The sequence below is a fragment of the Myxococcaceae bacterium JPH2 genome, assembly GCA_016458225.1.
Taxonomy (GTDB): Bacteria; Myxococcota; Myxococcia; order Myxococcales; family Myxococcaceae; genus Citreicoccus.
The window spans coordinates 176,776-189,738 of the sequence record JAEMGR010000016.1 but is presented as its reverse complement, the minus strand read 5'-3'; the positions used below and the strand labels follow the sequence as shown (position 1 = coordinate 189,738).

6 protein-coding genes, 2 tRNA genes and 1 pseudogene are annotated in these 12,963 nt (G+C 64.9%); 7 read left to right on the top strand and 2 right to left on the bottom strand.

The window, feature by feature from the left end:
- Window positions 1–53: 53 nt before the first annotated feature.
- Both JGU66_24030 and greB read right to left on the bottom strand, forming a co-directional pair.
- Window positions 54–983: pseudogene (locus tag JGU66_24030) on the bottom strand (deacetylase).
- Window positions 984–992: 9 nt separating this feature from the next.
- Window positions 993–1,526, bottom strand: a complete 534-nt coding sequence (greB, locus tag JGU66_24025) for a transcription elongation factor GreB (GenBank protein ID MBJ6763851.1) — start codon at window positions 1,524–1,526, stop codon at window positions 993–995.
- Window positions 1,527–1,720: 194 nt separating this feature from the next.
- Here greB and JGU66_24020 point away from each other — a divergent pair.
- From JGU66_24020 to JGU66_23990, 7 genes are all read left to right on the top strand, one after another.
- Window positions 1,721–1,793 (top strand) — tRNA-Lys (locus JGU66_24020).
- A 10-nt stretch (window positions 1,794–1,803) separates the two neighbouring features.
- Window positions 1,804–1,876 (top strand) — tRNA-Glu (locus JGU66_24015).
- Window positions 1,877–2,193: 317 nt separating this feature from the next.
- The gene (locus tag JGU66_24010) at window positions 2,194–4,104 is read left to right on the top strand and encodes an N-6 DNA methylase (protein MBJ6763850.1); all 1,911 of its coding nucleotides are present in this window, start codon (window positions 2,194–2,196) and stop codon (window positions 4,102–4,104) included.
- The gene (locus tag JGU66_24005; GenBank protein ID MBJ6763849.1) at window positions 4,101–5,441 is read left to right on the top strand and encodes a restriction endonuclease subunit S; all 1,341 of its coding nucleotides are present in this window, start codon (window positions 4,101–4,103) and stop codon (window positions 5,439–5,441) included. The genes JGU66_24010 and JGU66_24005 overlap by 4 nt, the downstream gene beginning before the upstream one ends.
- A gap of 2 nt (window positions 5,442–5,443) precedes the next feature.
- Window positions 5,444–8,659: a type I restriction endonuclease subunit R gene (locus JGU66_24000; GenBank protein ID MBJ6763848.1), complete on the top strand. Its 3,216-nt coding sequence runs from the start codon at window positions 5,444–5,446 to the stop codon at window positions 8,657–8,659.
- Window positions 8,660–9,215: 556 nt separating this feature from the next.
- Window positions 9,216–10,571, top strand: coding sequence for an FAD-binding oxidoreductase (locus JGU66_23995; protein MBJ6763847.1), 1,356 nt, complete (start codon window positions 9,216–9,218; stop codon window positions 10,569–10,571).
- Between the two features lie 127 nt (window positions 10,572–10,698).
- The gene (locus tag JGU66_23990; GenBank protein MBJ6763846.1) at window positions 10,699–12,948 is read left to right on the top strand and encodes a hypothetical protein; all 2,250 of its coding nucleotides are present in this window, start codon (window positions 10,699–10,701) and stop codon (window positions 12,946–12,948) included.
- Window positions 12,949–12,963 lie beyond the last annotated feature (15 nt).

Below are 12,963 nucleotides of genomic sequence, written 5' to 3'. Positions count from 1 at the left end.
CCAGAGCGTGCGACCGCGTCCCGTCTGACCTCGGGCTCGGCCCGACGAGGATGCGGAGCGAGCGGATCATACCCAAGCATCTCCGCGACCCGCTCGGGGGGCGGCCCAGGCGGCATCCGCTCCCAGGGGAAGCGTGCCTGGAGGGCCTCCTCGTCGATGGCCAACAGCGCGTCCGCGTGCTGCCGATATGCCTCGCGCCACGAGCGGGACTCGAAGCGCCGGGCCATCCGCCGTGACAGCGGCGTCACCATGGGCAACGGCGTGAAGAGCGCGGGCTGCTCTTGGCTGTCGCGCAGACATCCCAGCTCCACGGCCCACGCGAGGAGCCACCGCGGGCGCTGTCGCCCCGCACGGCGCAAGGCCGAGAAGCGCCCCTGCGCTGCGCCATCCACGAACCGAAAGGTCCGCTCGTACACTGACGCGGCGGCGAACGTGGAGGGAGTCAGCGCGAGGGCCTCGGCGCCGATGCGAGTCGCCATCAGGAGGAGAATCTCCAGGATCTCCTTCGACAACGAGAGGCCCGGATGAGACTGCCCAGGAAGGGGCGGCCGGGTCCAATCGAAGTGACGACCCGGGTGCTGAAGCAGAATGCTGTCGAGGTAGAGAATCTCCGTCTCGGCGAGTGTTCCCGTCAATCCAATCTCAGCCCCCGTGGTCCGGCGTAGGGCGAGATCCGCGACGGGGGCGTAGAACCGACGGCTCCAGAACGTCAGGCGAGGATGGAACGGGTCCTCGCTGGAGAGGCGCAGCTCCAAGGGCCCCACCCGGTCCTCGACCCTCTGGACGAGACCGTACGCGCGCAGGGCATGCACCACGCCCTCGCGACTGTACGTGCCGAACGCGAGGCTCGCCCGGTGAGCGTTCAGCTCCAGCCCCAGGTCCTCGAGCGAGAGTTCGTCACTCGACGACGCCGAGAGATCCGCCGTGCGCAGGCGCTGATAGATGCGGCGGAAGGCGGGGCTGACCTGCTGCGTCCGGGACATGGAGTCTTCTCAATCGTAGCGGATCTCGACGAGGGTGAGTTCGATCTCCCCACGTGGGCGGCGGACCTCCACCGTCTCGCCTGGGGACTTGCGCAGAAGCGCGCGGCCGATGGGGGACTCGACGCTGATGCGGCCTCCCGAGGCGTCGATCTCATCCGAGCCGACTATCTGGTAGGTCGTGCGCTCGCCGTCTTCGTCCTCCAGGGTCACAGTGGCGCCGAAGTAGACTTTCGAGCGATCGGTCTGTTCAGCCGGGGTGACGATGGTGGCCGTGTCCAGGCGGCGCTGGAGGAAGCGAATGCGCCGGTCGATCTCCCGCAGGCGCTTCTTGCCGTAGATGTACTCGGCGTTCTCGGAGCGGTCCCCCTGGGCAGCCGCGGCGGAGACCTCGGCTGTCACCTTGGGCCGGGCTTCGTTCAGGAGTTGGAGCAGCTCCCGGTGCATGCGCTCGGCGCCCGCGCGCGTCAGGTAGCGGCGGAAGGGAGCAGCCTCGGCGCCTTCGTCGAGGTCATCGTGCTCGTCGGGAGATGCGTCCTGGGACATGCCCCTTCTATACCGCCCCTGGGTGACAGCGCGGCGGCCGCATTGGCCGAGACGTTCACCGGGAGTCCTCCCTGCCCCGTCAGGAAAGGTGCCATGCGCACGCCAGTGGAAGTCCCGCGGCACTGCTGGTAGGAAGCGCGTCGCCGGTCGGGCAGGCGGCCCGTGACTGCAGGTTTTCGAAAAAAGAATAGTGCGAGTCGCTAGCTCAGCTGGTAGAGCACCGGCCTTTTAAGCCGAGGGTCGGGGGTTCGAGCCCCCCGCGACTCAAGTACGTGTCGTCCCCGTCGTCTAGAGGCCCAGGACGCTGGCCTTTCAAGCCGGTAACACGGGTTCGAATCCCGTCGGGGACACTGGAACAGCCCCGTAAGCACCTGAAGCACAGGTGCTTACGGGGCTGAACCGTTCATAGGGATTCGCTGGAGTTCGGTCGATTACGTACAGAAATCGTCCCTGAAACTCGCCGCTCCACTCCCCGGCTGATCCTCGAATGGAATCAGCCTAGTTCCAGTCGCGATCCAGCACCCGTCGGCCCCGGCTCAGCGGCAATCACGTCAGCCCTCACAGGGGTGCCAGACGCCCGAAGTCCGGCACTGCGGAGCAGAAGCGAAAGCCCCGTAAGCTGGAGGCTCAGCTCGAAGGTTGTGCGGTGCGGTATGGTCCACCTCCGATGGATCTCTCGTCCCGCCTACCTCCGCAGCAACGTCGTTCCGCGCTTGAACAGCTCTCCCGTGACCGGCTCATCCGCCTTTCCGACCACTTCGGCCTAGATGTCGGTGACCGTCGAGTGGCCGAGAACCACATCGACGCCATCATTCGGTCCAGGTCCGTAGACTTCGGGGAGCTGCTTGGCCTGCTCAAACGCGAGGAGCTTCAGTCCATCTGCGAAGCTCTGGGACTGGACCGAGGTGGTCGCGAGAAAGAGGTTCTCGTCCGGCGCATCCTGAACCTCGGCGAAGCCGATGACGAAGCTGGGCCTGCCGCTGAGGATGTGTCCGTGGACACCCTGCCTCAAGCGGGAATACGTAAGCAGGCCCGCACCTCGAAGAACGGCGGCGATCTCGGCTTTGAGGCCACCCTTTGGCAGGCGGCCGACAAGCTCCGGAACAACCTCGATGCCGCTGAGTACAAGCATGTGGTCCTCGGCCTGATCTTCCTCAAGTACGTCAGCGATGCCTTCGAAGAGCGCCGGACCCAGCTTCTGGCCGAAGCCGACCAGGGTGCAGACCCCGAAGACCCGGACGAGTACCGGGCCGAGAACTTCTTCTGGGTACCAAGAGAGGCCCGTTGGGCTCAGCTCCAGGCGCAGGCGAAACAGTCGACTATCGGCAAGCTCGTGGACGACGCAATGGTCGCCATCGAGCGTGACAACCCCAGCCTGAAGAGCGTCCTGCCGAAGGAGTACGCACGCCCGGGACTGGACAAGCAGCGCCTCGGTGAGTTGATCGATCTCGTCGGCAGCATCGGCCTCGGAGACAGGGAGAACCGCAGCAAGGACATCCTTGGCCGGGTCTACGAGTACTTCCTCTCGGAGTTCGCCAGCGCCGAGGGCAAGAACAGCGGCCAGTTCTACACGCCGCGCCCCGTCGTGAAGCTGCTGGTGGAGATGCTCGCGCCCTACCGGGGCCGCGTCTACGACCCCTGCTGCGGGTCAGGCGGCATGTTCGTGCAGAGCGAGAAGTTCGTGGAGGCGCATGGTGGCAGGCTGGGGGACATCAGCATCTTTGGGCAGGAGTCGAACCCCACGACCTGGCGCTTGGCGAAGATGAACCTGGCGATCCGGGGCATCGACGCGAACCTCGGACCGGAGAACGCCGACAGCTTCCATCGGAACCAGCACAAGGACCTCAAGGCCGACTATGTGCTGGCGAACCCGCCCTTCAACGACAGCGACTGGGGCGGGGAGCGTCTGCGCGAGGATGTCCGGTGGAAATTCGGTGTCCCGCCGGCCGGCAACGCCAACTTCGCCTGGGTGCAGCACTTCATTCACCACTTGGCCCCTACTGGCACGGCCGGATTCGTGCTCGCCAACGGCAGCATGTCCTCGAACCAGAGCGGCGAAGGAGAGATCCGCCGGGCGATCATCGAGGCTGACCTGGTGGACTGCATGGTGGCTCTGCCGGGCCAGCTCTTCTACTCGACGCAAATCCCGGTGTGCCTGTGGTTCCTGGCACGCGACAAGAAGAACAACAGGCTGCGGGACCGGCGCGGCAAGACGCTCTTCATCGACGCCCGGAAGCTCGGGCGGATGGTGGATCGGACTCACCGGGAGCTGACCGACGAAGAGATCGCCCGCGTGGCAGCCACCTACCATGCTTGGCGCGGGGACAAGGGCGCCGGCAAGTACGAGGACGTGGCCGGCTTCTGCAAGGCCGCGCGGCTGGAGGAGATCAGCAGCCACGGCTTCGTCCTGACCCCTGGCCGGTACGTGGGCGCCGAGGACGTGCAGGATGATGATGAGCCCTTCGCCGCGAAGTTCCACCGCCTAACCTCGACCCTGGAAGCACAGTTCTCCGAAGGGGCGCGGCTGGAAGCGGCGATCCGGGAGAACCTTCGTCGGCTAGGTGGTGCGAACCGATGAGCGGTGCCTGGACGGAAGTTCGACTTGGCGATCTCGTCTCGGTTCGGCATGGGTGGCCGTTCCGGAGCGAGTTGTTCTCCGACGAGTTGACGGGCCGCCCCATCGTGGTTGCCATCGGCAACTTCAATTACTCGGGCGGGTTTCGATTCGATTCAACCGCCGTGAAGGAGTACACGGGCGAGTACCCGAAGGAGTATGAGCTGGCTCCTGGCGACGTGCTTCTGGTGATGACCTGCCAGACGGCGGGAGGCGAGATCCTAGGGATTCCTGCTCGCGTTCCGAACGACGGAAGGACGTACCTCCACAACCAGCGTTTGGGGAAGGTCGTGCTTCAGCGCCGCGATGCCGCGAGCCTCGACTACCTGTACTGGGTGTTCCTCTCGCGGCCATTCAACCAGCATCTGTTTCAAACCGCCTCCGGCACGAAGATCCTCCACACCTCTCCCGGACGCATCGAAGCGTGTCCCGTGCGGTTGCCTCCGCTCGATGAGCAAAAAGCAATCGCAGGGGTTTTGGGCGCCCTCGACGACAAAATCGACCTCAACCGCCGCATGAACCGGACCCTGGAGGCCATGGCCCAGGCGCTGTTCCGGTCCTGGTTCGTGGACTTCGATCCGGTCCGGGCCAAGGCCGAGGGTCGCCAGCCGGAGGGCATGGACGCGGAGACGGCGGCGCTGTTCCAAAGCCGGCTCGTGAACTCGGAGCTGGGCGAGATTCCGGAAGGGTGGAGTACCCAGGCCCTTTCGTCGTGCATCGAATTACGTACCGGAGGAACGCCCCGGACAAGTGAATCTCAGTACTGGGGCGGCGAGATCCCATGGTTCTCCGTGAAGGATGCTCCAGCCGACGGTGACGTGTGGGTAATTCATACCGAAAAGACGATCACGCAACTTGGCCTGGAGAACTGCGCTGCTGAGCTGCTCCCACCAAGGACAACGATCATCAGCGCGAGAGGGACAGTCGGAAAGCTCGCGCTGACTGCTGTGCCGATGGCGATAAACCAGTCCTGCTATGGAGTCCGATCCAAACAACACGGAGCGGATTTCTTCGCCTACTACCTATTGAAGAGTACGGTAGACCGCCTTCGGGCGCGCACTCACGGGTCGGTCTTCGACACGATCACGCGAGAGACCTTTTCGACCCTGAGCGTGGTCCTCCCTCCGGCCGCAGTGCAGAGGCGCTTCGAATCCGCGGTTTTCAGCATCCTCGGCCGAATCGAGCTGAATCTGCGGGAATCGGTGACGTTGGGCCAACTCCGCGACCTGCTCCTCCCGAAGCTCATCTCCGGTGAAATCCGCGTCAGCGACGCCGAAGCCCAACTCGCTGCCAGCGCCTGACCATGAGCCCGACACTCACCGAGTTTGTCGCAGAAGAAGAGGCGCTCCGGTACTTCGAGGAGCTGGAGTACTCGGTGGTCGTCGCCCAGAAGAACGAGCCTGGGCCTGATCGCAAGAGCCTGGGCGAGGTCACCTTGGTGAACCGGCTCCGGACCGCCATGGAGCGGATAAACCCCGGGCTGCCGGCAGCGGCTCTGGACGAGGGGCTCCGGAAGGTCCTGATTCAGGAGCACCCCTCCCTCGTTCAGGAGAACCGCCGGAATCACCGGCTTCTCGTCGATGGCGTGGAGGTCGAATACCTTCGGGACGGTCGCGTCGTCGGGGATCGGGTGCGGCTGATTGACTTTGAGGACCCCGACAACAACGACTGGCTGGTGGTGAGCCAGTTCACGGTGGTCGAGGCGGGCCACAACCGCCGTCCCGACATCCTCGTCTTCCTCAACGGCATCCCCGTCGCCGTCATCGAGTTGAAGAACGCCGCCGCCGAGGACGCCACCATCTGGACGGCCTTCCACCAGCTCCAGACCTACAAGAAGGACATTCCGTCCCTCTTCCGCTTCAACGAGATCCTCGTCGTCAGCGATGGCCTGGATGCGCGCATTGGCTCGCTCACGGCGAACCGGGAGCGGTTTGCCCCATGGCGGACCATCGAGGGTGAGGCTCTTGCGCCCTCAAACCTGCTCGGGCTGGAGGTCCTCGTCCGGGGCGTCTTCGAGAAGCGCCGCCTCCTAGACTTCATCCGGCACTTCGTTGTCTTCGAGGAGGACGGCGCGGAGGTCGTGAAGAAGCTCGGCGGCTACCATCAGTTCCATGCCGTGCAGCAGGCGGTGGAGGCCACGGTTCAAGCCGCACGGCCGGAAGGAGATCGGCGCGTCGGCGTGGTCTGGCACACGCAAGGCAGCGGCAAGAGCCTCACCATGGCCTTCTACGCCGGCAAGGTCATTCTGCATCCAGCCATGCAGAACCCGACACTGGTGGTTCTCACCGACCGGAGCGATCTCGATGACCAGCTCTTCGCGACGTTCAGCCGCTGCCATGAACTACTCCGGCAGAAGCCGGTTCAGGCGGTAGACCGCGCTGACCTCCGGCACAAGCTGCGGGTCAACAGCGGCGGCGTGGTCTTCACGACCATGCAGAAGTTCGCACCCGAGGAGAAGGGCGACCGGTTCCCGCTGCTCTCGGACCGCCGGAATATCATCGTCGTCGCCGACGAAGCGCACCGGAGCCAGTACGACTTCATCGACGGGTTCGCCCGTCACCTTCGCGACGCCCTCCCCGGAGCCAGCTTCATCGGCTTCACCGGCACGCCCATCGAGACCACGGACAAGAACACCCGGGCGGTGTTCGGCGAGTACATCAGCGTCTACGACATCCAGCGTGCCGTCGAGGACGGCGCCACGGTGCCGATCTACTACGAGGGGCGCCTCGCCAAGTTGGAGCTGCAGGACTCGGAACGTCCCAACATCGACCAAGAGTTCGACGAGGTCACGGAGGGGGAGGAGGAGGTCCGCCGGGAGCGGCTCAAGAGCAAGTGGGCCCAGCTCGAAGCGGTGGTCGGCACCGAGAAGCGGCTTGCCGTCATCGCCAAGGACCTGGTGCGGCACCTGGAGCGCCGGCTGGAGACCATGGAAGGCAAGGCCATGGTGGTCTGCATGAGCCGGCGGATCTGCGTGGACCTCTACCGCGAGCTGACCAAACTGCGGCCGGAGTGGCACAGCGACGATGACGAAAAGGGCAGCATCAAGGTCGTGATGACCGGCTCGGCGTCGGACCGACTGGACTGGCAGCCACACATCCGCAGCAAGGGGCGTCGCGAGGCGCTCGCGACCCGCTTCAAGAACCCGAAGGACGAGCTGAAGCTGGTCCTCGTCCGGGACATGTGGCTGACCGGGTTCGACGCCCCCTGCGTCCACACCATGTACGTGGACAAGCCGATGCGCGGTCACGGGCTCATGCAGGCCATCGCCCGCGTGAACCGGGTGTTCAGGGACAAGCCAGGCGGTCTCGTCGTGGACTACCTGGGCCTCGCTGATCAGCTCAAGTCCGCCTTGGCCACGTACACGGAGGCCGGTGGCAAGGGCAGCACCGCCATCGACCAGAACGAGGCCGTGGCAGCGATGCTGGCGCGCTTCGAGGTCTGCCAGGCCATGTTCCATGGTCTCGACTACCAGGCGGCGCTCAGCGCGCCAAAGGTGCTGCTCAACTTCCTGCCCACTGCACAGGAGCACATCCTGAAGCAAGAGGACGGGAAGGACCGCTTCGTCCAGACCGTCACCGAGCTGAGCCGCGCGTTCGCGCTGGCAGTGCCACACGAGGACGCTCTTCGGGTTCGCGACGAGGTGGCGTTCTTCCAGGCGGTAAAGGCGGCGCTGGTGAAGCGAGCGGCAGTGGACGCCAAGCCCGAGGAAGACCTCGACCACGCCATCCGACAGATCGTTAGCCGCGCCGTTGCCGCATCCGAAGAGGTCGTGGACATCTTCCAGGCAGCCGGCCTGAAGAAGCCGGACATCAGCATCCTCTCGGATGAGTTCCTCGCCGAAGTGCGCGGCCTGCCGCAGCGAAACCTGGCCTTGGAGCTGCTCCGGAAGCTGTTGAACGACGAGCTGAAGAAGAGATCGCGGACCAACCTCGTCCAGTCCCGGAACTTCTCGGAGATGCTGGAGCGCGCGCTCCGGACCTACCGGAACAGGGCCATCGAGACCGCACAGGTGATCGACGAGCTGATCAAGCTCGCCCATGAGATGCGTGAGGCCCAGGCGCGTGGCGACGATCTCGGACTCTCCGACGACGAGCTGGCCTTCTACGATGCCCTCGGCCTGAGCAATGCCGCGCTCCAGTTCATGGGCGAGCCGGTGTTGAAGGCCATGGCCCGGGAACTGACCGAAATCATCCGCCGGAATGTGACCATCGACTGGGCACAGCGGGAGACCGCCCGGGCGAAGCTCCGAACCCTGGTGAAGCGGTTGCTCCGCAAGTACAAGTACCCGCCGGATCGGCAGGAAGTGGCGACACAGACGGTGATGGAGCAGGCAGAGCGACTCTGTGAAACCTGGGCCGAGGACGGACTATTGGGGGCGCCAGCGCCTGCGAGCCCGGACGCTCCGACCAGCGTGGTTCAACTGCCGACGCAGGAGTATCGGCACGGTCCGGCGAGGCCGCTAATGGCCGCTGAGACTGGCCCGAAGTTGGATCCCCCACCGAAGCCCCGCCGCCGGTAGTGGGTGGGTCAATCCAGCGCGCCTCAGCTCTCGAGCGCCAACGTCACGGCCTTGAACTCCTCCGTGTAGCTACGCCGTGGACGTCGCGGCTTCTCCTCTTCCTTCATATCGGACACCGTACCTGCCTCTTCCTTGGTGTCCAGTGAGGTGGATCAAGCCCAGTCCGTTTGAATTGGGGGATACACCAGTGCGACCACCTGCCCACGTGCCGATCCAGCCGGACGGGATTCGAACCCGTGTTACCGGCTTGAAAGGCCAGTGTCCTGGAGTCCTTGGGCGCGGAAGCACACGTTATAAGCGATTGGAGTGACTGAGCTTTTGGGGGCCGTCCAAAGCCAGCGGGTCCCCATGTTCGGCGGTCATAGGTAACCCCTACGACGTAATGGGTAGTTGACGGCTGGGACACTGGAACAGCTCCGTAGGAGCCTGAAGCACAGGTGCTTACGGGGATGAACCGTTTTCGGCGCCTGCCGGAGCCCGCCTCGGCGTCTTCTTCCTCGTCAGAAGCCATTCCTCGGCTTTTCGTGGAATACCGGCACGGCTAAGGTCCGCGGCCGTGAATCATCCGGCGACAGCTCGACTCTCTGGCTGGGGCAACAACCTCCGGGTCGACTGCGTGCTGCGCGAACCGGCGTCGACCGCGCAGGTGGCGTCCGTGATGGATCGCTCGGGCACGATCGCGCGCGGGCTCGGCCGCAGCTATGGCGACGCGGCGCTGAACGCGGGCGGGCAGGTGCTGGGACTGCGGTGGCTCGATCGCTACCTCGGATTCGAGGCCGATACCGGCGTCTTGACCTGTGAAGCCGGCGTCAGCCTGGAACAGATCATCCACGACTTCGCGCCTCGCGGATGGTTCCCCCTCATCACTCCCGGCACCAAGTTCGTCACGGTCGGCGGGTGCATTGCCAATGACGTGCACAGCAAGGCGCACCACGCCCATGGCAGCTTCAGCAACTGCGTCGAGGCCATCACCGTCCTCCTCGCCAGTGGCGAAGTCGTTCAGGCGAGCCGCGATGAAAACGCCGACCTGTTCTGGGCGACGTTCGGCGGCATGGGCCTGCTGGGCACCGTGCTGAACGCGCGCATCCGTCTGAAGAAGATCGAGACCACCTACTTCCGGCAGAAGTCGGTGCCCGTGAAGGACCTCGAAGCCATGCTGGCCGCGTTGGAGGAGAACGATCGCGCGTTCTCCTGGTCGGTGGCGACGTTGGATGTGATGGCGACTGGCGCACGGCTCGGCCGTGGCGTGGTGTCGGTTGGCGAGCCCGCCACGCTCGCCGAATTGCCCGCGCGCCTTGCCGCCAACCCACTGCGTGTGTCGGGTCCGCCCAAGCTCGCGGTGCCATTCGAGCTGCCGAACTTCACGCTCAATCGGCTCACGATTCGCGTGGTCAACGCTGTCATTCAATGGCTCCTGCGTGGAGCGCCCGCCTTTGGCCATTACGAAGGGTTCCTCTACCCGCTCGACAAGATTGCCTATTGGAACCGCGGCTACGGCCGGCGCGGCTTTACCCAATATCAATTCGTCATCCCGCTCGAGGATGGCCTGCGCCGCATGCGCGAAATCCTGGGCACCATCCTCTCGTCGGGAGAACTGCCCTTTCTCAACGTGCTCAAACGCCTCGGAAAAGAAAGCGGCGGCGTGCTGTCCTTTCCTCGCGAGGGCTATACGTTCGCGATCGACTTTCCCATTCGGAAGAACACGGTGACGCTGCTGCGCAGGCTGGACGCGATGGTGCTGGACGCGGGTGGGCGTGTCTATCTTGGCAAGGACTCCTACGTCGAAGCCTCCACCTTCCGCGCGATGTACCCCGCGGTCGAGCGCTGGCTCGCGGCCAAAGCCAAATATGACCCCCAAGGGGTCTTCACGTCAGACATGGCACGCCGCCTGGGTTTGACGTCTCGGCCCTGAATTCCAAACCCCAGAGGACACCCTCCCGGACCACCTATTCACAACATTGACTCTGAATTGTCGCGGAGTGGTAGGCTCTGATCAGTGATGGTGGTTCGCGTCGATTGTTCACCTCGGGGGCTGACTCTTGGACGTTGGAATTGTTGGTCTGAGCGGCCGCTTCCCGCAGGCCCATGAACACCATACGTTCTGGCAAGGGCTGTTAAGGAATCACAATTTCGTCGAGCCGGTTCCCGCCGAGCGCTGGTCTCATGCGCACTTCGTCGGTGACGCGGCCTCGAAAGCGTTCGTCGCGCATCAGTCGCGGTGCCGACACGGGTCGTTCGTCCCCGACTATGACTGCTTTGACGCCGGGTTCTTCGACGTCGATCCGGATGGCCTGGCCATGCTCGATCCCCAGGCGCGGATCGCGATGGAGGTGGCCTGGTCTTGCATCGAGGATGCGGGATACCGCCCGTCACAGCTCGGGCATGACGTGGGCGTGTTCGCGGGGTTGACCTACGCGGACTACCAGAAGCTCATCCCCCAGAGCACGCACCTGTACGCGCTGGCCTCGCGGCTCGCGTACTTCTTCGACTTCCGAGGCATCAACACCACCGTCGACGCGGGCTGTTGCTCCTCGCTCATGGCGATCCACCTCGCCTGTCAGGCCCTTCGCTCTGGCGAGTGTCGGCGGGCGCTGGTCATCGGGGCGAACCTCCTGATGCACCCGGACCACTACTCCACCTCCTCCTCGATGATGAGCCCCTCCGAGGAACCACGGTCTCGTCCGTACGGTGCGGACAACGGATGGATTCCCGCCGAGGGCGTGGTGGCGCTCATGCTCCGGCCCCTGGACTCCGCGCGGGATGACGCCGACCACGTCTACGGCATCATCAAGTCGAGCCACGTCGCCCAGGAAGGTCGAACCTCGTGGTTCACCGCCCCAAGCGCGGCACGCCAGGCTCAATTCCTCATCGAGAGCTTCGACCGCGCGAAGATCGACCCGGCGACGATCAGCTGCGCCGAGACCGCAGCCAACGGTTCTCTCTTGGGCGACGCGATCGAGTTCGATGGCATGAGCCGGGCGTTCCAGCACTCCACCGATGCGACCGGCTTCTGCGCCATCAGCTCGGTGAAGTCGAACGTCGGCCACGGAGAGAGCGTCTCGACCCTGCTTCAGCTCAGCAAGGTGCTGCTCCAGTTCGAGACCCGGACCCTGCTCCCCACGCAAGTGTCTGGCGAGCGCAACCCGAACATCGAGTTCGAACCCTCGCCGTTCTTCTTCTTGGCCGAACCGAGGCCCTGGAAGCCACAGCTCTCCATCCTGGGCTCGACTGTCGACATCCCACTGCGGGCCTCGATCACTTCGTCCGGGACGGGCGGGATGCTCGGTCACCTCATCCTCGAAGCCCCCGAGGACGCGCCGCCGACCGTCCACCGCGCCTTCGCGAAGTATCTGATCCTGCTCTCCTCCAGCACCCCGGAGCAGCTCCGCGAGACGATCCAGACCTACCTCTGGTTCTTCAAAGAGTCTGGCGTGCGCCAGCGCGCTGGAGCGCAGCGCTACTCGCCCCTGAACATCATGTACACGCTCATCGTGGGGCGACAGGCGTTCCCCGCTCGCGCCGGCTTCGTGGTCGAGACGCTCGACGATTTGATTCGCCTGTTCGACCACTTCCTGGCTGGCGAGCAGAATCCATCCATTCTCACCGCCTCCGACGTCGCGGTGGATGGCCCGACCGCATCCGAGTGCATCCGGAAGCGTGCCTGGCATGAGCTCGGCCGACTCTGGGTGCAGGGGCAGGACTTCGACGCCGAAGCGATGTTCGAGGGACTTCCGGTGAGGCGGCTCTCGCTTCCCACGTATCGCTTCCGCCGGACTCGCTTCCCGCTCCCGCGCCCGCGCCACCCGCATGAGGACACCGCGCCGTCGGCGGAGCGCGTGCTCGCGCCTGCTCCCGAGTCCACCGCGCGCGCGACTCCGCCTCCAGCGCGCGGAGATGTGCCAGCCACGACAGCACGAGCGCTCCTTCTTCAGCTCGTCGCCGAGCGCCGAGGCACAGCAGTCGAGTCTTCGGATCTTCAGCGGGGCTATTCCGAGCTGGGGCTGACCTCGCTCGAGTTGGTGGCGGTCGTGAAAGGACTCGAAGCACGGACCGGACTCCGCATCCTCCCGTCGGTCTTGTTCGATCACCGAACCCTGGCCGAGCTGGCAGACCATCTCGAGGCGAAGCACCCCGGGCGGTTCACGGTGCGGCCTTCCGCGGATCCGATTCCCTCCCCACCGAAGGCTCCGGCCCAAGAGCAGGGAGAGGCGGATCCCCTGTCACGCTTCAAGCAAGGCCGCATGACACTCGAGGAACTGGAAGCACTGCTCGACGAGCAAGGCGCGTGAGAGCCCCGAATCCAT

Excerpts from the sequence above, each read along its gene's own strand:
- greB (MBJ6763851.1), bottom strand. The coding sequence starts at position 1,526 with ATGTCCCAGGACGCATCTCCCGACGAGCACGATGACCTCGACGAAGGC.
- JGU66_24010 (MBJ6763850.1), top strand. The coding sequence starts at position 2,194 with ATGGATCTCTCGTCCCGCCTACCTCCGCAGCAACGTCGTTCCGCGCTT.
- JGU66_24005 (MBJ6763849.1), top strand. The coding sequence starts at position 4,101 with ATGAGCGGTGCCTGGACGGAAGTTCGACTTGGCGATCTCGTCTCGGTT.
- JGU66_24000 (MBJ6763848.1), top strand. The coding sequence starts at position 5,444 with ATGAGCCCGACACTCACCGAGTTTGTCGCAGAAGAAGAGGCGCTCCGG.